The sequence below is a fragment of the Methylobacterium isbiliense genome (assembly GCF_022179325.1).
Lineage (GTDB): Bacteria > Pseudomonadota > Alphaproteobacteria > Rhizobiales > Beijerinckiaceae > Methylobacterium > Methylobacterium isbiliense.
In genome coordinates this window covers 13,169-39,445 of record NZ_BPQQ01000012.1, presented here as the reverse complement: position 1 = coordinate 39,445, position 26,277 = coordinate 13,169, and the positions used below count along the sequence as shown (strand labels likewise).

Annotated in this window: 20 protein-coding genes, 2 pseudogenes and 1 other annotated feature; of the genes and pseudogenes, 9 read left to right on the top strand and 13 right to left on the bottom strand. The window is 66.4% G+C overall.

Annotated elements, in window-relative coordinates:
• Nucleotides 1-30: 30 nt before the first annotated feature.
• From MFF61_RS06005 to MFF61_RS05975, 7 genes are all read right to left on the bottom strand, one after another.
• Nucleotides 31-270, bottom strand: a complete 240-nt coding sequence (locus MFF61_RS06005) for a hypothetical protein (protein WP_238234169.1) — start codon at nucleotides 268-270, stop codon at nucleotides 31-33.
• Nucleotides 271-527: 257 nt separating this feature from the next.
• Nucleotides 528-704, bottom strand: a complete 177-nt coding sequence (locus MFF61_RS06000) for a hypothetical protein (RefSeq protein ID WP_238234168.1) — start codon at nucleotides 702-704, stop codon at nucleotides 528-530.
• A 61-nt stretch (nucleotides 705-765) separates the two neighbouring features.
• A complete protein-coding gene (locus tag MFF61_RS05995) occupies nucleotides 766-3,576 on the bottom strand; it encodes a PAS domain-containing hybrid sensor histidine kinase/response regulator (protein WP_238234167.1) in 2,811 nt (936 codons plus the stop codon).
• Between the two features lie 301 nt (nucleotides 3,577-3,877).
• A complete protein-coding gene (locus tag MFF61_RS05990) occupies nucleotides 3,878-4,879 on the bottom strand; it encodes an SDR family oxidoreductase (protein WP_238234166.1) in 1,002 nt (333 codons plus the stop codon).
• A gap of 44 nt (nucleotides 4,880-4,923) precedes the next feature.
• The gene (locus MFF61_RS05985) at nucleotides 4,924-5,598 is read right to left on the bottom strand and encodes a DUF1989 domain-containing protein (RefSeq protein WP_238234165.1); all 675 of its coding nucleotides are present in this window, start codon (nucleotides 5,596-5,598) and stop codon (nucleotides 4,924-4,926) included.
• Nucleotides 5,588-6,292, bottom strand: coding sequence for a guanitoxin biosynthesis heme-dependent pre-guanitoxin N-hydroxylase GntA (gntA, locus tag MFF61_RS05980; RefSeq protein ID WP_238234164.1), 705 nt, complete (start codon nucleotides 6,290-6,292; stop codon nucleotides 5,588-5,590). The genes MFF61_RS05985 and gntA overlap by 11 nt, the downstream gene beginning before the upstream one ends.
• Before the next feature lie 153 nt (nucleotides 6,293-6,445).
• Nucleotides 6,446-6,688 carry a hypothetical protein gene (locus MFF61_RS05975; protein WP_238234163.1) on the bottom strand — a complete coding sequence of 81 codons (243 nt, stop codon included), beginning with the start codon at nucleotides 6,686-6,688 and terminating at the stop codon, nucleotides 6,446-6,448.
• A 396-nt stretch (nucleotides 6,689-7,084) separates the two neighbouring features.
• On the opposite strand from MFF61_RS05975, the gene MFF61_RS05970 reads away from it, so the two are divergent.
• Entirely contained in the window at nucleotides 7,085-8,089 is a 1,005-nt protein-coding gene (locus MFF61_RS05970) for an HWE histidine kinase domain-containing protein (RefSeq protein WP_238234162.1), read from the top strand.
• A 298-nt stretch (nucleotides 8,090-8,387) separates the two neighbouring features.
• Here the strand turns inward: MFF61_RS05970 and MFF61_RS05965 are convergent, their stop codons facing one another.
• The 3 genes from MFF61_RS05965 to MFF61_RS05955 all read right to left on the bottom strand — a co-directional run bounded on the left by MFF61_RS05965 (nucleotide 8,388) and on the right by MFF61_RS05955 (nucleotide 13,731).
• Nucleotides 8,388-9,272, bottom strand: coding sequence for a LysR substrate-binding domain-containing protein (locus MFF61_RS05965; protein ID WP_238234161.1), 885 nt, complete (start codon nucleotides 9,270-9,272; stop codon nucleotides 8,388-8,390).
• 118 nt (nucleotides 9,273-9,390) lie between these two features.
• Entirely contained in the window at nucleotides 9,391-12,519 is a 3,129-nt protein-coding gene (locus MFF61_RS05960) for a multidrug efflux RND transporter permease subunit (RefSeq protein ID WP_238234160.1), read from the bottom strand.
• 42 nt (nucleotides 12,520-12,561) lie between these two features.
• Nucleotides 12,562-13,731: an efflux RND transporter periplasmic adaptor subunit gene (locus tag MFF61_RS05955; protein WP_238234159.1), complete on the bottom strand. Its 1,170-nt coding sequence runs from the start codon at nucleotides 13,729-13,731 to the stop codon at nucleotides 12,562-12,564.
• Between the two features lie 422 nt (nucleotides 13,732-14,153).
• Here MFF61_RS05955 and MFF61_RS05950 point away from each other — a divergent pair, with 422 nt between their 5' ends.
• Together MFF61_RS05950 and MFF61_RS05945 are read left to right on the top strand one after the other, a co-directional pair.
• Entirely contained in the window at nucleotides 14,154-15,152 is a 999-nt protein-coding gene (locus MFF61_RS05950) for a TerC family protein (RefSeq protein ID WP_238234158.1), read from the top strand.
• Between the two features lie 153 nt (nucleotides 15,153-15,305).
• A complete protein-coding gene (locus tag MFF61_RS05945; RefSeq protein WP_238234157.1) occupies nucleotides 15,306-15,632 on the top strand; it encodes a DUF1476 domain-containing protein in 327 nt (108 codons plus the stop codon).
• 207 nt (nucleotides 15,633-15,839) lie between these two features.
• Here the strand turns inward: MFF61_RS05945 and MFF61_RS05940 are convergent, their stop codons facing one another.
• Nucleotides 15,840-16,097, bottom strand: coding sequence for a DUF6894 family protein (locus MFF61_RS05940; RefSeq protein WP_238234156.1), 258 nt, complete (start codon nucleotides 16,095-16,097; stop codon nucleotides 15,840-15,842).
• Nucleotides 16,098-16,309: 212 nt separating this feature from the next.
• Here MFF61_RS05940 and MFF61_RS05935 point away from each other — a divergent pair, with 212 nt between their 5' ends.
• The 5 genes and pseudogenes from MFF61_RS05935 to MFF61_RS05915 form a co-directional block, all read left to right on the top strand.
• The gene (locus MFF61_RS05935; RefSeq protein WP_238234155.1) at nucleotides 16,310-17,098 is read left to right on the top strand and encodes a Crp/Fnr family transcriptional regulator; all 789 of its coding nucleotides are present in this window, start codon (nucleotides 16,310-16,312) and stop codon (nucleotides 17,096-17,098) included.
• Nucleotides 17,099-17,155: 57 nt separating this feature from the next.
• A complete protein-coding gene (locus tag MFF61_RS05930) occupies nucleotides 17,156-20,170 on the top strand; it encodes a PAS domain S-box protein (protein ID WP_238234154.1) in 3,015 nt (1,004 codons plus the stop codon).
• Between the two features lie 507 nt (nucleotides 20,171-20,677).
• A complete protein-coding gene (locus MFF61_RS05925; protein WP_306423380.1) occupies nucleotides 20,678-20,986 on the top strand; it encodes a DUF6489 family protein in 309 nt (102 codons plus the stop codon).
• Nucleotides 20,987-21,236: 250 nt separating this feature from the next.
• Nucleotides 21,237-21,503, top strand: a complete 267-nt coding sequence (locus MFF61_RS05920) for a hypothetical protein (protein ID WP_238234152.1) — start codon at nucleotides 21,237-21,239, stop codon at nucleotides 21,501-21,503.
• 176 nt (nucleotides 21,504-21,679) lie between these two features.
• Nucleotides 21,680-22,056 (top strand): annotated as a pseudogene (locus tag MFF61_RS05915) (transposase); the annotation flags it as partial.
• Nucleotides 21,949-22,067 (top strand) — a sequence feature (AL1L pseudoknot). It overlaps the preceding pseudogene by 108 nt.
• Here the strand turns inward: MFF61_RS05915 and MFF61_RS05910 are convergent.
• Nucleotides 22,050-23,522, bottom strand: coding sequence for a methyl-accepting chemotaxis protein (locus tag MFF61_RS05910; RefSeq protein WP_238234151.1), 1,473 nt, complete (start codon nucleotides 23,520-23,522; stop codon nucleotides 22,050-22,052). Its footprint overlaps the feature before it by 18 nt. The pseudogene MFF61_RS05915 and the gene MFF61_RS05910 sit on opposite strands and share 7 nt — an antisense overlap.
• Before the next feature lie 599 nt (nucleotides 23,523-24,121).
• On the opposite strand from MFF61_RS05910, the pseudogene MFF61_RS05905 reads away from it, so the two are divergent.
• A pseudogene (locus MFF61_RS05905) lies at nucleotides 24,122-24,517 on the top strand (IS1182 family transposase); the annotation flags it as partial.
• A 102-nt stretch (nucleotides 24,518-24,619) separates the two neighbouring features.
• On the opposite strand, the gene MFF61_RS05900 reads toward MFF61_RS05905, so the two are convergent.
• Nucleotides 24,620-26,083, bottom strand: coding sequence for a methyl-accepting chemotaxis protein (locus tag MFF61_RS05900; protein WP_238234150.1), 1,464 nt, complete (start codon nucleotides 26,081-26,083; stop codon nucleotides 24,620-24,622).
• Nucleotides 26,084-26,277 lie beyond the last annotated feature (194 nt).

Genomic DNA, 26,277 nt, shown 5'->3' with positions numbered 1-26,277 from the left:
ACCAAGAACGCGGGAGGACCCCTCAAAGGGTCAAAGTTGCACGCCGAAACACAGCGTGGGCCGGCCGCGCTCACCCTCTATGGTCCGCCACCAGCCGAGGCGTTCGAGATCACGACGGCAGGTCCGGAGCTTCTTCTCCTCCGTCCGCAGGACCTCATCCATCAGCGCGTCATCGCTGATCTCGGCCCAGCCGGTCTTAGCGTTGACAGACTGAGCCACACGGAACGCGATCCGGAACTGCCCGTCCTTCAGCTGCTCGTCGTGCGACATGGCCTTGAGGATCTTGAGCGGATCGCGGCGTCGAGATCCGCGAACGTGCCGAGCGGCGTGCCATCGGGGGCGTACGCGTAGACGACCCGCACGCCGCTCCGCACCACTCGCTCAAGGCAGGTGCGGCCGACGAAGATGTGGAGTTCACTTCGATTTGACATCGAGGCACCGCCGTTCAATCTAGTTGAAGATGCGGCAAGGCCGAGCCAGAGGGAATCCCTGGCCCGGCAATGGCTTGTGCACGGTGCGGTGGGTGCTCAGTCGACGGGCGCCAGCTGCGGGCCGGACATCAGCGTGACCATGTCCGCGGTGCGCCGCTCGAGGTCCTCGATCATCATCGTCAGCATCTCCCGCTCCTGGGCGCTGAGGGTGACCGCGCTGCCCTGGCGGACGTCCTTCCGCTCCAGCACGTGGACCCACCACTCGAACGACACACGTCAGTCAGCTGTTCCGCTGGCGCACCGTCGCGCTCGCCGGCCTCTCGCATCGCGGGCGTCACCGCAACCGGAGCGCCATGACACGCTGGAGGATGCGCGAGAGCTGGTCGGCCGAGTATGGCTTGTGCAGGAGTTCGAAGCTGTGGCCGCCCTCCCGGGCCAGCACGTGGCTGTACCCGGAAGCCAGGACCACAGGCAGGTCAGGCAGCCGCCGCCGGATCTCGCGACCGAGGTCGACCCCGTTCATGCCCGGCATCACGACGTCCGAGAACACCGCGTCGAACCCCGACCCGTCCACGCCGAGACGTGCCAGCGCCTCCTCCGCGTTGGCTGCCCAGGCCGTCTCGTAGCCGAGGTCCTTGAGGATCTGGGTGGCGAAGCGGCCCACCTCGACGTTGTCCTCCACCACCAGCACGCGCTGCCCCGTGCCGCCGGCCTGGACCTCGGCCTCGACGGGCCGGGGCGCCTCGCGTTGGCCGGGCTCGATCTCGGGCAGGTACAGGGTGAAGGTGGTGCCGCGCCCGGGCGCGCTCTGGACTTCCACGTCGCCCCCCGACTGTTTGGCGAACCCGAACACCTGGGACAACCCGAGACCCGTGCCCTTGCCGATGTCCTTGGTGGTGAAGAACGGCTCGAAGATCCGTTCCAGCACCTCCGGCGCGATGCCGGATCCGGTGTCCGACAGCGAGACGGCGGCGAAGGGTCCGGGGGCCGCGGCGTGTTGCCGGATGGCTGGCTTCGGCACCCCGCAGGCGAGGCGCAGCGTGAGCGTGCCCTCGCCGTCCATGGCATCGCGGGCGTTGACCGCCATATTGATGAGCGCGGTCTCGAACTGGCTGCGGTCGGCGCGCACGAAGCAGGCCACGTCAGGCAGCTCGGACACGACCTGGATACGCGCGCCGGTCACCGGGTCGAGCATCTCGGCCACGCCGCGCAGGCAGCCGACGAGGTCGAACGCCTCGGGGTTCAAGGCTTGGCGCCGGGCGAAGGAGAGGAGCTGCCCGGTTAGCTTGGCGGCTCGGTCGACGGTATCGGAGATGGCGTCGAGGTAGCGCGCCTTTCGCGCCTCGGCGAGGTCCGGCCGGCGCATGAAGTCCACGGACGAGCGGATGATTGTCAGGAGGTTGTTGAAGTCGTGCGCTACGCCCCCCGTCAGCTGCCCGATGGCTTCCAGCTTCTGCGACTGCCGCAGCGCCTCCTCTGCCTGGGCCAGGGCGGACGCCCTCTCCCTCTCGGCGGTGACGTCTCGCCCGTAGGCGTAGATGATGTCGCCCTCGGTGGCGGTGTGCCAGGAGATCCAGCGGGGCGTGCCGTCCTCGTGCCGGTAGCGGTTCTCGAAGGCGGTCAGGTCATTGGCCGCCGCGGCGTAGGACAGGGCGGTGCGCGTGACGACGCGATCTTCCGGCCAGATGAACTCCAGGAAGCTGCGCCCGACCACCTCGGCGGGCTCGTGCCCCAGGATGGCCTTCCAGGCAGGGTTCACGGCACGGAACACGCCGTCGGCGCCGACCACCACGAGCAGGTCGCGCGAGTTGCGCCAGACCCGGTCGTGCTCGGCCGTGCGCTCGGCGATGCGCGCCTCCAGGGCCTCGTTGAAGCGCACGAGGTCGGCCATGACGCGCCGGCGGTCTTCGACATCGGTGTTGGTGCCCACCCACCCCGTGACGGTCCCGCGGGCGTCCCGCACCGGCTTGCCGCGGATCAGGAACCAGCGGTAGGCGCCGTCGGCGCGCCGGATGCGAAATTCGGTCTCGTAGTCGCCGCCCGTCTCGAGGGACTGGCTCCAAGTCCGCGCGACCCGCTCCCTGTCCTCTGGATGGACGACCGCGATCCACGCCGACCCGTCGAGGCCGCCTGCGGGCACCCCGGTGTAGGCGTAGACCTGATCGTTAAACCAGTGCAGCCCTCCGTCCGGGCGCGCCGCCCAGACCTGGCTCGGCATGGCCTGCGCGAAGACCCGGAACTGCTCCTCGCTCGCGCGCAGCGCCGCCTCCTGGGCCCGCTCCTCGGTTACATCCTGCGCGATGCCGCCGAGCCGCAGCACGCGTCCGTTCCCGTCACGGATTGGGAAGCCGGTGTCGCGGATGTGCCGGACGCTCCCGTCGTCGGGGCGCACGATGCGGTACTCGACCGTATGCGTCTCGCCTTGGAGGAGGCGCGGCATGGCCGAAAACGCCCGCTCCTGGTCCTTGGGATGCACCAGCGAGGCCCAGCGCCCGATGTCGCCCATGACGAGCTCGCGCCGGTCGCCCCAGACCCGCTCGTAGGCCGGGCTGAGATACTCCAGCCGCCCGCCGTCCGGGTCGGCGATCCAGAGGACATTGGCGGACGCCTCGGCGAAGCTCCTGAAGCGCTCCTCGCTCGCCCGCAGATCCGCGCCCGCCCGGACCCGGGCAGTCGTCTCCTGCGCGACGTTGAACACGCCGGCAACCGTGCCGTCCCCGCCCCGCACCGGGCTCAGCCCGTAGGTGAACCAGGCGCTCTCGGGGCCGTCGCGGCGGTCGAGAATGAGGCGTTGGTCCTGGACCTTGACCCCGCCCGCGCCCGACAGGACCCCCAGGAATTGGGGTTCGAGAGTATCCCAGACCTCGGGGAAGATCTCGCGCGCCGGCCGGCCCAAGGCCGAAGGGTGCTTGTCGCCAACCAGCGCCGCCCAAGCGTCGTTGTAGAGGGCGATGAGCTCGGGCCCCCAAAAGATCGCCATGGGCGTGACGGCGCCAAGCACGATGCCGACCGCGGTAGCCAGAGCGGCCGGCCAAGCCTCGGACGGGCCGAGCACGGTCGCGGCCCAATCGTGAGCTCGTATCCGCGCGGCCATGTCGCCATCGCCCTGGAGGGGGTTCGAGGGTGCTGCCGGGGCGTCGTCCATCCCGCGTTCGCATCCGTTCCGGTCGAGACCTCCCTTGTGGGTGATGGACCGCCATCCGCACAAGCCCGTTCCCGTATCGAGTGGCGTGGGGAGTTCCCCTGTCTTCCGGACGTGGCAAGCTTCGTCAGGCTCGCACCGCGGCCGCCGGGTGCTCGACCTCGCGCACGCGGCTGTCGGCGTCGAACTTCCTGAGCGTCGCCGCGCCGAACGATAAGCTCCTTCACGTAGGCGGCCTTGTCGTCCTCGTAGCCGGTTGCCAATCGCCGGTACCCTCGGGCACCGCCGGCTTGGCCGCGCCCGGTCAGCGGCGCCTCAGCCTGGGTCGCGTGCCGAGGATGACCGCTGCCGTCGCCGCCAAACCGGCGGCGAGCACGCCCGCGGTCGCCAGCGGGTGTAGGCTCGCCCTGGTGTAGGCGCTCGTGCGCATGACGTAGACCGGCGGATCGCCGCGGACCTCGCCTGCATGCCGCGGCGCATGCAGCGCGCCCTGCGGATCCCTCGGCTTCTCGGCCCGCTTCTGCAGGGCGATGATGACGGGCGCGAGCTCGTCGTAGGCGCCGGGCGCGAACTCCTTGCCCATCGTAAACAGCTTGCCGCCCCCGCCGACGACGATGTCGCGCTGCGGGTGCACGGCCGCGTGCAGGATGGCGTTGGCCACCTCCTCCGGCGGGTAGATGGGCGGTGGTAGCGTCGGCTCGCGGTCCATGTAGTTGCGGGCGCGCTGCGGCAGTGGAGTGTCGATGGAGGCAGGCTTCACCAGGGTGACCGATACCGGTGCGCCCTCGGCGATGAGCTCCATGCGCAGGGTGTCAGTGAACCCCTTCACCGCATGCTTGGAGGTGGCATAGAGGCCTTGGAACGGGAAGGCGAGGTCGGAGGCGATGCTGCCGACGTTGATCAGCGTGCCGCCGCGCTCGCGCAGGTGCTCGACGGCCACCAGGGAGCCGTTGATCGTGCCCCAGAGGTTGGTCCGGATCAGGCGCTCGTGGTCCTCGTAGTCGATCTCGCGCAAGGGGCCGTAGACGGTCAGGCCAGCGACGTTGACCCAGGTGTCGAAGCCGCCGAACGTGGCGGCCGCCTTGTCGGCGATGGCCTGGACGTCCTCGCGCCGACCGACGTCGGCCACGACGTAGGCGGCCCTCGGACCGAGTTCGGCCGCGACCCGGGCGAGTACGTCCCCGCTGCGGGCGGCGAGCACCACCCGGGCGCCGCGCTTCGCGGCCATGCGGGCGGTGGCCAAGCCGATGCCGCTCGACGCGCCGGTGACGACGATGATCTGCTCGCGCAGCGGCTTGTGCCTCATGTCCGGTTCGCTCCACCTCGACCCTGACGCGGGGCCCGGCGGGGCTACGCGCCAGACGCCGAAGCGTTGCGGCCGGCGTCGCTTCGGCTCCTGTCGTTGCTGTCGCGCCCGGCTTCGCGGGCCCGCTCGATCCGGTAGTGGATCGGCTTGAAGCTGCCGTTGTTCGACTGCAGCGCCGAGCAGGCGGTCAGGCCGATCAGGAGGTCGGCTTCCGCCTCGAAGGTGATGCGGTCTCCGGCCCGGCTGAGCGGGGGCTCGACCGTGAACGTGCCCGTCGCGCCGTCGACCGGCACGTTCATGAAGCAGTTGAAGGCGACCGGGATGCGGTCGAGGGCGACGCCGTATGGGGCGAGCGCGTGGGCGAGGTTGCCGAAGCAGCCGCGGTGCGGGTCCGCGTCGCCGCAGATGATGCGGAATGTGTCCGCCGAGCACGGAGTGAGCAGAAAGTCGTGCCGGCCCACCGTATCCTCGACGATGCGTAGCAGCACGTTCGAGCGGTTCGAGTAGAGCGGGTCGCCCGTCGTCAGGTAGATCCGGCTCGCGTAGTCGAGCGTGCGCCCCGACGAGATCACCTCGTCGAGGTCATGGCGGTTGAAGGCCAGGAGGTCGGCCACCTGCTCGCCGCGCGGGTCGATGACGATGAGCCTGTCGCCCGCGTCGAGGGTGAAGGCGACGCCCGAGCGCGGCGCGATCTCGTGGACGCGGGCGTCAGCGCACATCCGCGCCTCCCGCGTTCGCGGTCCGCGGCCGGAACGGGCAGCGCCACTCCTCGCCCACCGCCCGGCCGCTGTACTGGCGTGCCTCCGACGCCTCGCCGTGCCGCGCCAGCATCGGGTTCACGGACCCCGCGAGCGCCTCGTCCCGCTGCAGGATGGAGGCACGCAGCTTCTCGTAGCGGCCCGCTTCGCGCAGCTGCTCGAACTGGGCGTGCAGGTTGAACACCAGGACCGGCGAGGAGAACCGGCGCGCTGGCCGGCTCGCGTTGGGGTGCAGGCCGACCACGAAGAATGCCTCGCCGGCGAAGCTCAGGGAGAAGTGCGGGCTGTCGGGCTCCGGCGAGACGCGCCCATCCCATGGATGGCCGAGCCAAGCGTCCTTGTCGGCGAGCGACTGCACCCGGTCCCAGAGGTGCCGCTCGAAGCCTTCCTCGTCGAGATCGCCCGGCCCCTCGAACACGACCGCGAAGCTCTGGAACAGGTCAGGCCGGCGGCGATAGCGCGCCGCGAAGGCCATCAGCGCCGGGTAGATCCTCATGTCGTCCCACGCCGAGGTGAGGTCGCGCGCGACCAGGACCCGCATCTGGCCCTTGGTCAGGGCCGACTTCGCACCGACGCACGGGAAGCCGGCATCGCGGATGAAGGCGCGGAACGCCTCGGCCTGGGGGTGGTTACGGTCGTCTCTGGGCAGTTGCATCGGAACTCGGCACGCACGTCTCACAGATGCTCTCGGCACCCACAAGGGTGCCGAGGCAACAGGCAACGGTGCCGCTTCCTCCGCGTTCCGTGTGCGCTTCGTTGCGTCCCGGCTATCCACAACCGGAAGCGGTCCTGTTCGGGAACAGCTGCATCAGTGCCCGCGCGGCAGCGGGAGCCAAGGGCGCAGGCTGGCGACGCCTGCCGTGAAGCGAGCGTTCGAGATGGCGTCGAGCGTCGTGGCCGAGGCGCCGGCGGCCTTGGCTTCCGCCTCGAAGGCGACAAGCCGATCCAGCAGCGCGTCCGCCAGGGCCGGGATGGCCGCCAGGGGCCGGTCGGCGAGGATCTCGTGCAGCCGCCGCATGTAGTGACAGTGCGTGTCCGGTTCGGTCGCCATGGCACCTCCGCGCCGCCGACGCGCATGACGCGGGTCGGTCGTCTCTCGGAGAGGCGTGCCTTTCGGCGCAGGCGTGTGGGCAGGCATGCGGTCGTGTCGCTTGACGGGTCGGCCTTCACAACGCGTCGACCCGCCGCGGGGCTGCATGCCCATGACCCGGATGGGGCCGGGTTCCTAGCTCCGGACGCCGGCAAGAGGCAGGAACCAGGCGGTCCTCGTTCCCCGGTCCCTGACCAGCCAGGAACCACCCGCCTGAGCCTATGAGGCACCCCCCGGATGCGGCCGGCCGCAACCTGAGGCCCCACTGCAGGTTGGCGCGTGTATGCCTGGATGCGGATGCATGCCGGGCTCCTGAGCCGGCGACCGACGGCTGATCCAGGAGGATGTGGGTTGGCCGTGAACGACGAGACGAGACCAGGGGCTGTCGACCTGAGGCTGCTGTGTGCTGCGGTGGAGGCGTCGGGCGAGGCCATCCTCATCACCTCGGCCGAGCTCGACGAGCCGGGGCCGCGCATCGAGTACGCGAACCCGGCCTTCACCCGCATGACCGGCTACGAGACCCGCGAGCTCCTCGGGCAGACGCCGCGCCTCCTGCAGGGGCCCGGCACGGAGCGCGCCGTCCTGCATCGGCTGCGCGCGTCGCTCGAAGCGGGCGAGGCCGCCCACGGGGAGGCGCTGAACTACCGCAAGGACGGCACGACCTACACGGTCGAGTGGCTGATCACGCCCGTGCGCGAGCCAGACGGGCGCATCTCACACTGGGTCTCGACCCAGCGCGACGTGACCGACAGGCGCGCCTACGAGGACCGGCAGGCCTTGATGGTGCGCGAGCTGCACCATCGGGTGAAGAACACCCTGGCCACGGTGCAGGCGGTGTTAAACGCGACCGTGCGCTCCTCGCTGACCATTCCCGAGTTCGCCCGCGCCCTGTCGGGCCGCATCGCGTCGCTCGCCCGGACTCACGCGCTGATCACCGAAGACGTTGCGCAGGCCGCCTCGTTCCAGGGGCTTCTGCGGGCTGAACTCGATCCGTACGACGAGCGCGGTCGTCTGGCGCTGGACGGCCCCGAGGTGACGCTGCCGTCGGAACTCGCCGTCCCGGTCGGCATGGCCTTGCACGAGTTGGCCACCAACGCCCTACGGCACGGCTCGCTCGCCGACCCGACCGGACGGCTCGAGGTGACCTGGTGGGTCGAGGAAGGCCCGGCTGGGCGCAGCCTGCGCTGGGACTGGGCGGAGCACGACGGGCCGCCGGCCAAGTACCCCACGCGCGAGGGCTTCGGCCACCGGCTCCTCAACAAGGTCCTGGCGACGCAGACCGGGGCCGAGGTCGACGTGAACTTCGCCCCGGACGGCCTGCGCGTCTCGGTTCGTATGCCGCTGCCTGCATCCCGCGCGTGAGGGGGCGCTCGATGGGCTGCCTGACGAACTGGGGACGGACCCGCGGATGCGGGACGCGGTCAGGTCGGCATGGGTGTCTTCCTGCGTAGCCGTCCCACGGCATCCGGACGCCGACCAAGGGTTGTGGGACACATCCATCCACACGGAGCATCCATGCAGAACCCCTTCTGTGCCGGGTTCCTGCTCGCCATCGAAGCGCGGAAGGTCTTGAGCTATGGTTGGTGCGCATCGCCTGAGCAGGGGCAGAGGCTCAGGCCGAGATGGTCTCGCTGATGGGCGAGAAGGTGGTGGCTTACTCTTAGCTGAGAGGTGGTTCTGAACGGAATTTTCCTAAAGACTCGATAATCGATGACGCGAGGAGCTCGGCTGCTTGCGAGAGGGTTCCCGGAGCGCGATACAGTGCTATTTCTGTATCTGCGAGTTTTGGCAAGGAAAGTCTTGATGTTACAGACACTAGTCCCGCCGGGATCATCTCGGTAGGTAGAACTGTGATGCCGAGACCGGCTTGTACGGCAGCCTGTAACCCGGCGAGGCTCGGGCTTGTATATGCAATACGCCAGGGTCTTTGCTCCGCATCAAGCGCGGCGAGCGCACGCTTTCGATAGACATCCGGCACAGGCGCGAGGACCAGCGGTATAGGTTTGTTCTCTGGCAGGAGAGCATTCGGTGATGCCGTCCAGTCCAGCACCTCTCGCCAGACCTCGGTTCCACCTCCAAAGCCCTGTGGCTCGCGCTTGAACAGCATCAGATCATACAGGCCTTTCGAGAAACCATCCAAAAGGTTGACCGTGAAATCGCAATAGACCTCCAGAGCTACGAGGGGATGAGCTCGCACAAATTGAGACAGAATGGCCGATAGATGTGTCGTAGCAAAATCCTCTGGCGTGCCGATCCGTACTACACCTGCGACATCTGCATCGGTCAGATGTAGGCACGCATCATTACTAAGTTTTATGATCTGCTGAGCATATTTAAGCAGAATTTCACCATGTGGTGTAAGGCGCACCTCGTTGGTATCTCGCTCGAAAATGCGCCGCCCGAGACTATCCTCCAGGCGCTTGATCTGCTGGGAGACAGCAGGCTGCGAACGCCCGATGCGTTTGGCGGCACGCGTAAAGCTGCCGTTTTCCACAACGGAGACAAACGTGAACAACACATCGAGGTCGAAAGATGGGGGCATCATGCCTGGTATTTCCTAGATGAAGCATATGAGCACGTCGCATTCTTGATTTCCGTCGTCCACGTCCTAACAGCGAATGAGTTTCCATTTTGACCGCATCGAATACAAAGCGGGACTTATGCTAGGCAGCCTCGGAAACTTCAGAGTGCTTCGAGACCTTCTTACGCGAGAAGAAGCGCATCACCACCACGAAGAAGACCGGCACCATGAACACGGCCAGCACCGTGGCTGTGATCATGCCGCCGAGCACCCCCGTGCCGAGGGCCTGCTGGCTCTTCGCGCTGGCCCCCGAGGCGATCACCAGCGGCACGACGCCGAGGATGAAGGCCAGCGAGGTCATCACGATCGGTCGGAAGCGGAGTTCTGCAGCCTCCAGCGTCGCTGCGACCAGGGGCTTGCCCTGCGCGCGCAGATCCTTGGCAAACTCGATGATCAGGATCGCGTTCTTGGCCGACAGGCCGATGATGGTGATCAGCCCCACCGTGAAGTAGACGTCGTTGGGCAGGCCGCGCAGGTAGGCCGCCGCCACTGAGCCGACGATGCCCAGGGGCACGACCAGCATGACGGCGAAGGGGATCGACCAGCTCTCGTAGAGCGCCGCCAGGCACAGGAACACGAACAGAACCGAGAGCGCCAGCAGAAACGCCGCCTGCGAGCCGGCCAGCTTCTCCTGCAGCGACTGGCCGGTCCACTCATAGCCGAAGCCACCCGGCAACTCGCCCATCAGCCGCTCCATTTCGGCGATCGCGTCGCCGCTGGTGTAGCCCGGGGCCGGGCTGCCGGTGATGCGCACCGCCGGGTAGCCGTTGAAGCCGATGACCTGCGTCGGGCCTGTCAGCCAGGTCACGCGGGCGAACGAGGAGAATGGCACCATGGCGCCGCTGCTGTTGCGGGCGCTGTAGGTCATCAGGTCCTCCGGGCGAACACGCTTGTCCTCTCGCGCCTGGACGACCACGCGCTGCATGCGTCCACGGTTGAGGAAATCGTTCACGTAGCTCGACCCGAGCTGCGCCGAGAGCGTGGTGTTGATGTCCGCAAACGTCACACCCAGGGCGGCCGCCTTCTCGCGGTCGATGTCGAGCCGGATCTGCGGGGCGGGCGGGAGACCCTCGACCGTCACCTCGCGCAGGATGGGTGAGCGGGCTGCCGCCGCCAGGAGCTGATCCTTGGCCGCCATCAGCGCCTCGTAGCCGCGTTGCCCGCGATCCTGCAGGCGGAAGCTGAAGCCGCTCGTGGTGCCGAGATTGGCGATTGGGGGCGGCGCCAGCGCCGACACCTCGGCGTCGCGCAGCTTCGCGAAGCCCTCGTTGCTCTTGTCGATGATGGCACTCGAGCTCTGATCGGTGCCCCGCTCCGACCAGTCCTTGAGCGTGACGAAGGCCTGAGCCGTCATTGCCCCTTGTCCGAAGAAGCTGAAGCCATTGATGAAGGTGATCTTGTCGACACCCGGCGTGCCGGCGAGCTGCTCCTCGACCGAGCGCACGACATCGAGCGTCCGGTTCGCGCTGGCGTCGGAGGGCGCCAGAAGATCGGCCATGATGAAGCCCTGGTCGTCCACCGGCACGAAGCCGGACGGCATGCGCCACAGGGCGTAGCCCAGGCCCCCCACGAGCGCGAGGTAGAGCAGCATGAAGCGCCCGGCGCGCGCCACCATCCAACGCGTGGTGCCACCATAGCGACGCGTCAGCCAGTCCAGGCCGCGGTTGAACCAGCCGAAGAAGCCGCGCTTGGCGTGGCCGTGGCCCTTCTCGATCGGCTTGAGCATGGTGGCGCACAGCGCCGGCGTGAGGGAGAGCGCCAGGAAGGCCGAGAAGCCGATCGACACGACCATCGCGGCCGAGAACTGCTGGTACATGATGCCGACCGAGCCGGGGAAGAACGCCATCGGCACGAACACGGCCATCAGCACCAGTGTGATGCCGATCACTGCTCCGGTGATCTGCCTCATCGCCTTCTCGGTGGCCTGTCGCGGCGAGAGCCCTTCCTCGGCCATGATGCGTTCGACGTTCTCGACCACCACGATGGCGTCATCCACGAGAATGCCGATGGCCAGCACCATGCCGAACATGGTCAGAACGTTGATCGAGAAGCCCATCAGGAGCAGCACGACGCAAGTGCCGAGCAGGGCGATGGGCACCACGATGGTCGGGATCAGGGTGTAGCGGAAGTTCTGCAGGAACAGGAACATGACGATGAAGACGAGCACAACCGCCTCGGCGAGCGTCAGCAGCACCTTCTTGACCGAAGCCGTGATCACCGGCGTGACATCGTAGGAGACCTCGTACTTGACGCCCGGCGGGAAGAACCGAGCCAGCTGCTCCATCTTGGCCTTGACCGCCTTGCCAGTGGCGAGCGCGTTGCCGGTCGGGGCAAGCTGGACAGCAATCGCCGCCGCGGGCTTGCCGTTGAGCCGCGTCGAGAAGGCATAGGAGAGGCCGCCGACCTCCAGGCGCGCCACGTCGCGCAGGCGCACCGTCGAGCCGTTGGGATTGGCCCGCAGCACGATCGCCCCAAAATCCTCGGGGGACTCGAGTTGGCCCTTGACCAGCACCATGTTCTGGGTGCGCTGGGCCGTCGGGCTCGGCTGCACGCCGAGCAGGCCTGAGGCAACCTGGGCATTCTGGGCCTTGATCGCGTCCTCGACATTCTGCGCCGTCAGACTGAAGCCGAGCAGCTTGTCGGGGTCGAGCCAGACCCGCATCGCGCGCTCGGTCGAGAAGAGGCGCGCGCGACCGACGCCCGGCAGCCGGCGCAGCTCCGGCAGCACGTTGCGCGTGGCGACATCGCCCAGACCCACCTCGTCGAGGCTGCCGTCACGGGACGTCAGCGTCACGAACTGCAGGATGGCACTGCTCGCCTCGACGATGAGGATGCCCTGCTCGCGCACTGCCTCGGGCAAGCGAGGCTCGATGCGCTTGATGCGGTTCTGGACATCGACGGCCGCCAGCGCGATGTCGGTCCCGGGCTGAAAGTTGACGATGATCTCGACCTCGCCCGTGGTGTCGCTCGTCGACTCGTAGTTGAGGACGTTGGCGGCTCCGTTCAGCTCCTCCTCGATCAACCGGGTGACACTGAAGTAGAGGTTCTGGGTCGACGCACCAGGATAGACGGTCGAGATCGAGATCGACGGCGGCGCAATCACGGGATACTGCGCCACGGGCAGAAAGGGCAGCGCGAGCAGGCCGCCCAGACAGATGAAGATCGCCACCACCCAGGCGAAGATAGGACGCGCGATGAAGAAGCCGGGCATGGCGGCAGGTCTCCGAAGGAAGCTGACAGGCTTGAAGCAGGATCAGTTCGGCCGGGACTGCGCCGCCGCCTGCTGGGCCGGCACCCATGGCACGGGCTGGACCAAGCTGCCCGGCGTGAACTTCTGGAAGCCTTCGATCACGACGCGGTAGCCAGGCTTGAGCCCGTCCTCGACGACGATCTCATTGCCCAGCGTGCGGCCGACGCGGACCGGCTGCAGCACGGCGCGTCCCTCGTCGTTGACGACGTAAACCTCGCTGCCGCCGGCGTTGTTGCGCTGGATCGCCTGCTGCGGCAGCGTGATGGCGTCGGCGTCGATGCCCTCCTCGATCTGCACGCGCACGTAGGCTCCCGGCAGGAGCTCGGAGGTCGGGTTCGGGAACTCGCCGCGCAAGGTGACCTTGCCGGTGCCTGGATCCACGGTGACATCGGAGAAGAGCAGGCGGCCGGACTGAGGGTAGAGCGTCCCGTCGTCGAAGACGAGACGGACCTTGGCGGCGTTGGGAGAGACCTGACTGAGGCGTCCCTCGGCAAGGTCGCGCTTGAGCTGGTTCAGTTCGGTCACGGATTGCGTGAAGTCGGCGTAGATGGGGTCAAGCTGCTGGATGGTGGCGAGGTGGGTGGCCTCGTTCTGGCCGACCAGAGCCCCCTCCGTGACCAAAGCGCGTCCGATCCGACCCGTGATCGGCGCCCGCAGGGTCGCATAATCGAGGTTGATCTGCGCGCGTTGGACAGCGGCTTTCTGAGCGGAGACATCGGCCTCCGCCTGTCGTTCGGCGGCAAGCGCCAAGTCGTACTGCGCCTGTGTCGTGGTCTGCCCGCTGAGGAGCTGGCGCAGCCGGTCCTCCTGGCGGCTGGCCTGGAACAATGTCGCTTCCGCCTTGGCGAGTGCGGCCTTCGCGCTGGCGAGGTCGACCTCGAAGGGTTTGGGGTCGATGCGGTAGAGGACGCTTCCCTCCTGCACGAGGCTGCCCTGCTCGAAGGTCCGCTCGACGATGATGCCCGAGACGCGCGGGCGAACCTCAGCGATGCGCATCGGTGCGATCCGGCCCGGCAGTTCCTTGATAAGCGTGACGGCCTTCGGCTCGGCAACGATGACGCTCACCGCGGGAGGGGCTGTCGTGTGGCTGGAGGATGCAGGTTGCTTGTCCTGACAAGCTGTCAGTCCGATCGACAGAGCCAGGATCGTTCCTCCGCCGCCGACCCGAGACAAAATCCGCGATCCTCCTCGACGATCTGGCTGACACAGTTGGTGCCGCACTGCACACGAGAAGGTGTCTCGGCAAGTGGGCTTGCTGCTGTCGCACGTCGACATCGGAGTATCCTCCATGTGGGGTGTTGACGATGTAATCGCTGACAACATCCGACATCGCAGTCTTGGATGAGACCGCCAGAGGGGCCCGGACGTCTGTTCGATCAGGTTCGTGATCGATGCTCATTCCTGCAAGGAGCAGACTGTCAAAAAGCCCATAAGTTTTCTGAATGAGGCTCATTGGCCTGAGATGACTTGCTCGATGTAGTCGCACGGCCCACCTGCGAAGGAACCCAAGGTCCGGGCCCCTCTGGCGAGAGCTGCCGGCGCTCTCGCGATGTCGGACCATTCCCGACATCGCAGGCCGGCCTCAGAGACCCCCGATGGATTTGGCGTTCCTCTTCGCCCTCTGGCTCGGCAAGTCGCTCTGGATGTGGCTGGCCTTCGTGGCGATCGTGCTGGGCCTGCTCGTCCTCGACCTCGGCATCCTGCACCGCAAGACGCGCGAGATCGGCGTACGCGAGAGCCTCGGCATGAGCGGGCTCTACATCGCGCTCGGCCTCGCTTTCGGCGGCTGGGTCTGGTGGTACCTCGGGCAGGAAGCCGGGATGGCCTACCTGACGGGCTTTGCGGTCGAGAAGGCACTGGCGATGGACAACGTGTTCGTCATCGCCATGATCTTCGCCTTCTTCTCGGTGCCGCGCCTGTACCAGCACCGGGTGCTGTTCTGGGGCATTCTCGGCGTGATCGTGCTGCGCGCCGTGATGATCGGTCTCGGGGCGACGATCGTCGCCCAGGCCTCGTGGGTGCTGTACCTATTCGCCGTGTTCCTGATCGCCACCGGCGTGAAGATGATCGTGTTCGCCGATCGCCACTACGACGTCGGCACGAACCCAGTTCTGGCGTTCATGCGCCGGCGGTTCAACGTGACCGAGACGCTGCACGGCGAGAGGTTCTTCATCCGTCAGCCCGCGCCCCTGACCGGGAAGCCGGTCTGGTTCATGACGCCCCTGTTCCTGGCGCTGGTGATGATCGAGATCGCCGACGTCATCTTCGCGGTCGACTCGGTGCCGGCGATCTTCGCGATCACGACGGATCCCTTCGTGGTCTACACCTCCAACATCTTTGCCATTCTCGGCCTGCGGGCGCTGTATTTCGCTCTCGCCGCCATGGTGGACCGCTTCCACTATCTCAAGTACGCGCTGGCCGGCGTCCTTCTGTTCATCGGCTCGAAGATCTTCCTTGCCGACCTGCTGGGTCTGGAGAAATTCCCGCCGGCCCTGTCGCTCGGTATCACCTTCGGCCTGCTGGCTGCCGGCGTGCTCTGGAGCCTGTGGAAGACGCGAGATCGTCCGGTCACGACGGCAATGCAGAGCCCCTGACGGCTGCTGCGCAGCAACAACTGGTTCGGAGCTGGCCGAGACCGGCTCCGGAGAGGTGCCGAGCTTTCGCCCCCGGTCAGGCGCCTCGGACAGGCCGGTTCTTCACCTAACCGGCACGTCCAACGGGGGCAGGCACACGCAAGGAGACGGTCAATGAGCCTCACCCACATCGATCATCTAAGTCATCCGAGTGCAATCCTGGTCGAGCAGGACACACGCGAGGGGATCATCGCTCGGCGGAACATCCTTTTGGGCCTCTGGGCGGCAGCGCGTCTAGGACTGGAGGGAGCGGAAGCCGAAGCCTACGCCTGGAGCGTGCATTTCGCCGATCTGGAGGCGCCAGGGCACGATGACGTCATCGCCAAGATCGCAGCGGATCTGACCACTCACGGCGCTTCCGTGTGCGAGCGCAGCCTTCGGCGCCATCTTCGCGAGATGCAGAAGCGAGCCGAGTTGCAGCTCGCGTCCAATCTCACATGATGGCGATCGCGCATTTGTTTTCTGGATCCGTGAAATCCGAGACAGGAGCGCGTAGTTAGTACAAGTCAACGCCAGAGCTTAGATGCCCACTAACAACGCAAAATAGAGCTCCATACGTATAAGGGCGGCATATGGAACCACCTATGCTGTGTGTTTGCGAGAGCGCACGGCAAAGCGCATGGCATCGATGCAAGTGGCCGCCGATCTTTAGCCCTCCACTTCCTGTGGTTCAGACAGGCACTCGGCGTCCAGGTTCAGTCGCACCGTGCAGAGCACCATACCATGCCCATCACGGACATAAGCTACAAAGCTACGCTTACCGTCGCGAGGCGGCTTCTCCCGTCCTATGTCCGGCAGCGCCGCGATTGCGGCATCTCGAGCCGCCTCAAGGCTTGGGTACTCCTCCCCATCGTCATCCTTGAGCGATTGATCGCCGTCCTCGAAGTCGATGAAAAAATGAGGCATCGCTACGCGGAACCCAGGAGCATGATGGAGTGGCCCAAGGCTAAAAAGCCCGACCCTGCCGAAGGTTGCAGCGGGCCACAAACGGCACAGCTTATCCTACGTTAAGCCGGTGTGAGCGCTGATTTTTTCGGGTTTTGTGTACAAGTGAACAGACAGCCGCTCAAGCGCTACGGTAGGAGGTTGCTGACACCTAACCCTACTGCCGCTGTGCCATGATCCCTGACGCCGACCTCCCCTCCAGCGGCAATCTCCTCCTCCAGGCACTGCGTCCGAAGGATCGGGCGCTCCTCGCGCCGCACATGGAACTGAGAGACTATCAGCGTGGCGACGTGCTGTTCGAGGTGGGCGAGGACGTCTCCTGCATCACCTTCCCGTGCGGGCCGAGTGTTGCCGCTCTGATCATCACCATGCAGGACGGGCGCACGATCGAAACCGCGACGGTCGGCCATGAGGGCGCCATCGGCGGGGTGGTCAGCCAGGGCTCCCTGCCAGCATTCAGCCGGGCCGTGGTGCAGATCGGCGGGCCGATGCTGCGCCTGGAGACCGTACGTCTGCAGGAGGTCAAGGCGAGTTCTCCGGCTCTGCGCAACCTGTTCACGCGCTACTCGGATTGCCTGCTCGCGCAGGTGCTGCAGTCGGTGGCCTGCAACGCCCTGCACCCGATCGAGGAGCGCTGTGCCCGCTGGATCCTCAGCTTGCAGGACCGCCTGGGCGGCAACGTTCTGCCGATCACGCACGAGCTTCTGGCCGAGCTGCTGGGCGTGCAGCGCTCCTACCTGACCCGGACGCTCAAGAGCCTGCAGCAGCAGGCGCTGGTGCAGGTGCGCCGCGGTCGCATCATCGTCTGCGATCGACCAGCTCTGGAAGAGAAGGCCTGCGAATGCCACGGCGCGGTCAAACGCCACTTCGAGACGGTGCTGGGTGCCGTCTACAGCACCTCCGGCACGCTGATCGCCCTGCGCCCGGCCGCCAACGATGCCGGTGTGTCCCATGCGATGTGAGGGAACTCGACTGCAGCCGACATGGAACCCGATCGCCACCACAGGGCTCCCCTGGCAATGAGCCGCGCTTGCGACCCCTCTGCCGAGCAGGCGCGCCTGCACGCGCTGGAGCGCTACGAGATCCTCGACACGCCGCGTGAGGAAGATTTCGACGGCATCGCGGCGCTGGCCGCCGAGATCTGCCAAGCCCCGATCGCGGTAGTCAACCTGATCGCTGAGGGGCGGCAGTTCTTCAAGGCCGAGGTCGGGCTCGGCGTGCGTGAGACCCCGCTCGAGAGCTCGTTCTGCCGGCAGGCTCTCCTGCAGGAGGACTTCCTGTACGTGCCGGACGCGACGCAGGATCCCCGCTTCGCGTGCAATCCCCTGGTCACCGGGGAGCCGGGCCTGCGCTTCTACGCCGGGGCGCTGCTCAAGACGCCCGAGGGGCACCCGATCGGTACCGTCTGCGTGCTTGACACGAGGTCGCGTGAGCTGAGCGAGCGGCAGAAGGACACGCTGAAGCACCTGGCGCGGCAGACCATGGCGCAACTGGAGCTGCGCCGCACCCTGCGCGAACAGAGTGCCGAACGGGAGCTGCAGGACCGGATCCTGGAGAGCGCGACGGATTACGCGATCATCGCCACCGATCGCAGCGGCCGGGTCACCCGCTGGAACGCAGGCGCCGAGCGCATCCTCGGCTGGACGCAAGCCGAGATGCTGGGCAAGCGAGCCGACCACTTCTTCACGCCCGAAGACCGGGAGGGGCGCCGGCCCGAGATCGAGATGGGTCTCGCGCTCACGCAGGGCAGCGCGCCGGACGAGCGCTGGCACCTGCGCAAGTCCGGCGAGCGCTTCTGGGCGCAGGGTGAGATGATGCCGCTCAAGGCAGAGAACGGCGCGATCCAGGGCTTCCTCAAGATCCTGCGCGACCGCACCCAGCAGCGGCTGGCGGCCGCGGAGCGGAACGCCAGCGAGCTGCGCTTTCGCTCGCTGGTCGAGGTCAGCCCGCAGGTGGTCTGGTTCGGCGATGCGGCCGGCAACATCACCTACTGCAACCCGATCTGGTACGAGTTCACCGGCCTGGCCCCCGGCGACACCAGCGGCGACGGCTGGGCCAGCGTGATCCATCCGGAGCACCGCGAGCGGGTGCTCGACGTGTGGAAACAGGCGGTCGCCTCCGTGAGCTCCTACGAAGTCGAGATCCCGTTTCGGCGCGCCAGCGACGGTCAGTACCGCTGGCATCTCGCCCGCGGCAAACCCGTGTTCGACGCGGCCGGGGCGGTCGAGAGCTGGATCGGTATCGCTATCGACATCCACGAGCGCAAGACCGCCGAGCAGCGCTTCCAGGCGCTCACCGAACTGGTGCCGACGGTGATCTGGTTTGGCAACCCAGACGGCAGCCTCAGCTACCTGAACGATCGCTGGTACGCCTATACTGGGCAGACGCCTGACCAGGCTCTCCCGTCGGGCTGGACCGAGGTGATCCATCCCGACGACCTTGCGTCCCTGCAACAGGCCTGGGACGAGGCACGGGCACGCGGCGCTTTGTACGATACGGAAGCCCGCCTGCGGCGGCATGACGGTGAGTACCGCTGGTTCTTGATCCGGGCCGAGCCGCTGCGCGACGAGGGTGGGCGGGTGATCGGTTGGCTCGGCAGCAACAGCGACATGCACGACCGCCGTCAGATCGAGGAGGCTCTGCGCAAGGCGCAGGATCAGCTGCGCCTAGCGGTCGAGGCCACCAACATCGGCATCTTCGACTACGACCTGGTCACGGATGCCCTGGAGTGGGATGCGCGCGTGCACGCCGCCTTCGGGCTGCCGCCGGACGCGCCGGTGACCTACCAGACGTTCCTGGCCGGCCTGCACCCGGAGGATCGGTCCTGGGTGGATGAGGCGGTGAGGGCCGCTCTCGATCCGGCCGGCGACGGTTCCTACGACATCGCGTACCGCACGATCGGCTTGGCGGATGGGGTCGAGCGCTGGCTGGCCGCCAAGGGGCAGGCCATCGTCGAGAAGGGCCGCACGGTGCGCTTCGTCGGCACGGTGCGCGACATCACCGAGAGCCGGCGGGCTGAGCAGGAGCTGCGCGAGACCGAGGAACGCTACCGGCTGGCATCCCGCGCCACCAACGACGCGATCTGGGACTGGAGCCTCGCCTCCGACCACATCCGCTGGAACGAGGCGGTGCAGACCCTGTTCGGCTACGCTGAAGACGAGGTCGGCGCGAGTGGCTCCTGGTGGAAGTCCCACATCCATCCCGACGATCGCGAACGCGTGAAAACCAGCATCTACGCGGTGATCAACGGCGACGGGGAGCACTGGAGCGACGAGTACCGCTTCCTGCGCGCTGACGGCACCTACGCCGACATTCTCGACCGCGGCTACGTGCTGCGGAACGGCCGCGGCGGCCCCGTGCGGATGATCGGCGCCATGCTCGACATCACTGCCCGCAAGCGGGCCGAGGAGCACCAGCGGCTGCTCACGAGCGAGCTGCAGCACCGGGTGAAGAACACCCTCACCTTGGTCCAGGCGATCGCCAGCCAGACCCTGCGCGGTGCGACGGACGTCAACGAGATGCGCGAGGCATTTGCCGCGCGGTTGATCTCACTGGGCCGCGCGCACGACATCCTCACCCAGTCGAGCTGGACAGCCGCGCCGATCGCGGAGGTGGTCGAGGGCGCCCTCAGCGTGCACCGGAACGCGGGCCCCGCCCGCATCCGAGTCAGCGGACCCAACGTGCTGCTGGCCGCCAAGCCAGCGCTGTCGTTGGCACTGGCGCTGCACGAGCTTGCCACCAACGCGGCCAAGTACGGTGCCCTCTCGAACGAGAGCGGCGTGGTGGAGCTGCGCTGGCACGTGGTGCACGCCTCCGACGCGTCCCGGTTCTGCCTGATTTGGTCCGAGCAGGGTGGCCCGCCCATCCTTGCCCAGCCGGCGCGCAGAGGGTTCGGCTCGCGGCTGATCGAGCGCAGCTTCGCCGCCGAGGTCGGTGGCGAGGTGAAGCTGACCTACGCGCCGACAGGTCTGGTCTGCCGGCTGGAGGCGCCGCTCGCCTCGATGCAGGAGCAGCGCGGTGAGGCTGCAGCCTAGCGCACCGGTCGTGAGATGCCGAAGGTTGGATCACAACAAGGCGCTGACCTTGAACTCCTGGCCATGAAGCGCCGCTTTCCACGGATTGTGGGGCGTGTCGCAAACGTTCAACGGCCGAAAGGATCTTCTCCGAATAGGGCGTTAGAATGCCTGCTCGCCGCCGGCTAAACCCCATCGACGATGGCTCATGAAGCGGTTTGACGGACCTGAGATTGCCCCATCGGACCGGGATGCACTTATGCTCGGAGCATGTTTTCCTACAGCCAAATTTTTGCGACACACTCTTCGGATGCATGGGATCATTCGGGCCGCTGCCGGCATGTTCCCGCGTCAGCCCGGCGCAGGTGCACACATGTACGCCAACGGCCTCACCTTCGCGATCGGCGTTGTCATCCTAGGCCTCGCGCTCGTCCTACTATGGATGCTCGGCGTTTAGGCCAGAGCCGTGATCACCCCGAGAAGCGCTATCGACCTTATATCCTATGAGAGGGCGCTGCCCCGCGAACTATGCGAGCCTGTTGGTGTCGAGACCCCAGGCGCCCGGCCCGCACGTTCCTTCAGCGCGCAAAGATGCAGGTCACCATAGACGTCGATTGCACCCCTGAGGAAGCACGGGCGCTCCTGGGCTTGCCAGATGTGCAGCCGCTTCAGGTCGCTGTCATGGTCCACATGGAGAAGCGTCTGCTAGCAGAGGCCGACTGTCTCTCGCCAGAGCGTCTGATGAAGGCCTGGATGTCATTCTTCGGACAAGCTCGACCGCTGGACTGTTCGCATACCAAGCGAGACGGCTCGAAAGGGTTTGAGCCGACATCCTAAGCTGCCCCAAGTCAGAACGGCGATCCTGCTACCCCGGTGCAGGCCTGCGCTTCCGGCCCACACGGCTGCGCTAAACTTGGGTAATGGACAGACGCCTCCAATGTCAGCGACGAGGGATGCATGACGCTGCCCGTATCCGCGTAGCTCCCTGGGCTACGAGCAGCTTCATCAGCGGGTCGGGTGCATTCTCCCTCATCTTCCCCCCAACCCGGCCCGCTGCCGACCTGATCACCCACTTCGCGGGGTCGACATGAACGGCATGGCTGACCGGCTCACGATCGGCGAGTTGTTGATGCTCAGGATCGTGACGCACCGTGAGTTGCAAGCTGTCATTGACGGCTTCCTGGCCAACCCGCAGCCGGGCTGGTGGGAGATCACGGACGGGATCAGCGTCGACATCTTGGCAGCCGTGAACGCGCATCCTCACGCGCGAGCCTGGATGTCTCAACCCGGCGCGACCCTGGCGGCCCATGAGCTAGCCATCCGCACGGTGATCCTCTTGGCGAAGCCAGCGTAAAGGCCACGTGCCCACCGGCAACACTACCGCCGGGAGGAGGGCGGCACCTTCGGGGTTTTTGACGAGTGCAGAAGAACCGCGGACGGTCGTCAGCCTCGGGTGCGAACGATGTAATCTGAGCCGCCTCGGGTTTCGCGGAGGCTCCAACTCTTGAGAGAATGGAGCCATGAGGAAGCACATCCCCCTTCTCACCTAAGGTCCGCGAGCGAGCGGTTCGGACGGTCTGGGAGCACCAGGGCGGGCACGGCTCGCAAGGGGCGGCGATCCAGTCGATCGCCGCCAAGATTGGCTGCTCGGGCGAGACCCTCAGGAACTGGGTGCGCCAGTCCGAGGGGGATCAGGACCTGCGCGCTGGGCCGACCACGGACGAGCGCGAGCGGATCACGGCTCTGGAGCGCGAGGTCCGTGAACTGCGCCAAGCCAACGAGATCCTGCGCAAGGCCAGCGCGTATTTCGCCATGGCAGAGCTCGATCGCCGGTCGCGGACATGATCGCGTTCATCGACGACCATCGGGACGCCTACGGGGTCGAGCCGATCTGCAGTCCTCAGCCCACCATGCTCCGCGAGAACTCGCGCACCTGCCGGGTCGAGTCGTTGACCCGCTGGGTCGAGGAGGCGATCAAGCCGATGCTGCGCGAGATGTCGGCGACGGCGGTCGTCATCGCCTGCATATTGACCGACATCTCCTGGGCCACCGCCGCCTGCTGCTCGACCGAAGACGAGATCGCCGCCGAGATCGTGTTAACCTCCCCAATGGTCTCGCCGATGCCGGTGATGGCGGTGGCCGCTTCGTGGGCGGCGCCCTGCGTCTGGGCGATCTGCGCACCGATGCTCTCGGTCGCCTTGGCGGTCTGGGCCGCGAGGTTCTTCACCTCGGCGGCCACCACCGCGAAGCCCTTGCCGGCCTCTCCGGCGCGTGCGGCCTCAATGGTGGCGTTGAGGGCGAGCAGGTTGGTCTGGCTGGCGATGTTGTCGATCAGATCGACGACCTCACCGATGCGCTGGGCGGCGGCAGCGAGACCTGCGACCACGGCGGAGGTGGCGTTGGCCTGCTGGACGGCGCGACTGGTGATCTGGAGAGCGCGCGTCACCTGCTGGCTGATCTCACCGACCGAGGCGGCGAGCTCCTCTGAACCGGCTGCCACGCTCTGGGCGTTGCCGGAGGCCTGCTCGGAGGCGCTCGCGGCACCGACGGCCTGCTGCGAGGCCTGGGAGATCGAGGCCGCAATGCTGTCGAGATCGGTGTCGATGGCCTTCTGCAGCCGGGTGCGTTCCAGGCGCTCGCTCACCGCAGGGGTGATGTCGGTGGCGATCTTGACGACCTTGACGAGCTTGCCGGAGGCATCCGCGACGGGGTTGTAGGTGGCCTGGATCCAGACCTCGCGCCCGTTCTTGCCGACCCGCTTGTACTCGGCGGCCTGGAACTCGCCCCGGCGCAGGGCAGCCCAGAAGCGCTCGTATTCCGCCCCCTGCTCCGTCGGGTCAACGAACATCCGGTGATGACGGCCCTTCACCTCGTCGAGTGCGTAGCCGACGACGGCGAGGAAGTTCTCGTTGGCGGTGAGCACGGTGCCGTCGAGGGCGAACTCGATGATGCCCTGCGAGCGGTCGATGGCGCGCAGCTTGCCCTCGGAGTCGGCGTTGCGCAGCTTCTGGGCCGTGATGTCGTGGGCGAACTTGATGACGCCGGAGGGCTTGCCGTTGCGGCCGAGGAGGGGCGTGTAGCTGGCCTGGATCCAGACCTCGCGGCCGCCCTTGCCGATGCGCTTGTACTCGGCGGTCTGAAACTCACCCCGGCGCAGCGCTTCCCAGAAGCGCTCATAATCGGTGCCCTGCTCGGCGGGATCGACGAACATGCGGTGGTGCTTGCCGCGGATCTCGTCGAGGGCGTAGCCCATGGCCTTGAGGAAGTTCTCGTTGGCGGCGAGGACGGTGCCATCGAGAGCAAACTCGATCACCGCCTGCGAGGTGTAGGCGGCCTTCAGCTTGGCGTCGTTCTTGGATATGAGCGTGAACATGATGGAGTGTGCCTCGTGCAGGCTTGGTGTCTGTCACCAGGAGCGTGGCCGTCAGTTATTTCTAAGATATTGATCTGATTGTAGAGTGGACTTTTGTCGGAAATCTCATGGATTAAGCAGATTGAACTAAGCATCGTGCAGGATCGACCTGCCTGGATGCGCATTTCATGACGATTTCAATCTTTAGTTGTGATAATTTTTCATTGAAAAATGTAAACTTGCGCTGATAATAGCGCAAGTAATTGCGTAAAATTGAAATCAGCAGACGTTTAACGACTGCGTCGCCTGCACTTATCGCGCATGCGTCAAATTAAGATCGCGACATCAAGGGTATCTTCAGGATGCGCAGGACTAGGCCAGATCCCGCGCTGATCGCGCGCGGTCTGAAGTACTGAAACCGGTTCACGGCTCGGGGTCAGAGAAGTCGCCCACACGACGGGCCTAGATCGTCATGCTCCTCACTGTGGCGGTGAACCTCGTCACAGTGGCACGCGTCCGCGCGGCTGCAGGATCATTCTGATGATCCTCCCTCGGTTTGACGGTTCTCCGCACTTTGATGTTGGTGGCGAATTCGCTGTGCCTCCTGCGATGAGAGGACGAGCCGGCTCGAAGTCGTCGGCGAGACATTGCGCTGCCCACTGAACGCGCTGGCAACGGTGGCTCCCAACTGGCTACGCGCGTGCACGACCCCGACATAGGCCGAACGGTACGAGCTCCGAGCGAGCGAGTTCCGGCTGCCCAAGAGCCAGACTGGGCGCCGGGCGTGGGCGGTGCAGACCGCCGTTGATGGCTTCACGTTACTGGCTCTCGCCACGGCGGACGGCGCGCCGCCGGTCGTGCGGGACGCCGCGGCCCTTGAGACCCTGCGGCGCGTCTGGGTGCAGAACTTCCTCGTCCAGCACGGGCCGGAAGGCGCCCGCGTCGAGTGGCGGAGGAATGATCAGGTGCCGCCGTCGGGTCGCTACATCGGCTCGCCCTACGACGTGGAGGCGCGCTAAGGACAGTGTATTAAACCAGATCATCTGGCTGCGTGGCGTTGATGAGGCGGCGAAATCATCGGCATGAAAGCTTACTATTGGACATTGTCTTTCGAGCGTCTATGCTGATTTAACACGAATTAGAAATGATGTTACTTCCTGCGTCAGGCTGTCAGCGTGCAATGCAAGCTCCCGAGCTGCGCTCAGGACTTGTGTGGCCGCCGTACTGGTCTGACCAGCCCCCTCCCGAACTTGCGAGATGTTGCCCGTCACCATCTCTGTGCCGCGGGCGGCCTGCTGCACGTTGCGGGCGATCTCCAGCGTCGTCGCGCCCTGCTCCTCCATTGCCTCCGCAATCCCAGCCGAAACACTCGACATCTCGGCAATAACCCGGCCGATCTGGCGAAGGTCCGCTACCGCTTGGCGCGTTTCGTCCTGAATGACCGTGATCTGCCCGGAAATCTCCTCGGTCGCCTTCGCAGTCTGTCCAGCGAGCTGCTTCACCTCGGCGGCGACCACTGCAAATCCTCGACCCGCCTCACCTGCTCGCGCAGCCTCAATCGTGGCGTTCAGCGCCAGCAGGTTTGTTTGTGACGCAATGTCGGAGATCACCGACACGATGGTGCTGACCTGTTCAGCCGTGCTCGCTAGGCGCTGCACCGTCGCATTGGTCTGGCGTGCTGTCTCGACGGCTCCGGTCGCCACCTGTGCCGACTGGCCGACCTGGTGCACGATCTCCCGCACGGAAGCTGACATCTCCTCGCTTGCCGCGGCGACCATCTGCACGTTCGCCGAGGTTTGCTGCGCTGCTCCTGCGGCCGTTACCGTCTGCTGTGTCGTGTCGGCGGCAATTCTCGCCATGGATTGCGCCGTCGCTTCCATCTCGGTGGCAGCGCCCGCGAGCCCTTGGGCCAGAACGGAGACGTCACGCTCGAAGGCCTGCGTGAGGGCGTCGAGCAGGCTCACGCGCTTCATCTTGGCGGCGTTCTCCGCCTCCTGCGCAGCGGCGAGGTCCTGCGCATGACGGGCATTGCGGGCCGCCTCTGCTGCCGCCGTTTCCGAGGCAGCCAGCGCGCGGGCGAGCTGGCGAGCGGCTAAGGCGAGTGCGCCAGCCTCGATCACTAGAATGACCGCGTGGAGCACCACGCGCGAGTACTCGGCGCCGTTCGGAAACACGGCAGCCGGATAGAGCACGTTGAGCGACAGGTGATGGACAGCGACCACCGCGGTGGCAACCAGGATCGACGACCAGCAGCTCCAGCCCGCCGTGACGGCGAGCACGGCGAAGAAGGCCATGTGCATGTCGATCTGTAGGTGCGTGCCGGCGGTGCAGAACACCAGCAGCCCAACCAGCGCCATTGCTGTTGCGGCCGAGAGGTGGCGCGTGAGCGCATCCGCGCCGGCGATCCGAGCAGCACCGAACACGGCAAGAAGCAGCGCCCCACCGACGGTTCCGACGGCGAGTGGCTGCCCGCCGACGAGCCAAGCCGCGATCACGATGACGGCGTACAGGCCGCTCAACCCGCCGAGCATGATCGGCAGGAACGCGCGCCGCAGTTGGTCAAGGGCGCGAGACTTGGTCATAGGGATCCAGCTCCGATCCGAGGGGTGGGTGCAGAAGTGTCGGGATTGCATCCCGGGAACAGGGCAGCGGTCACGACGAGGGTTGCGCCCCCTCGATAAAGGTCCGCGACGAGGTCGAATGAGGCGGTACTGAGGATGACAATCCGACCTCGGCTCGACATCCAGATGATCCGAGCCTCCGTTGCTGCGATCGC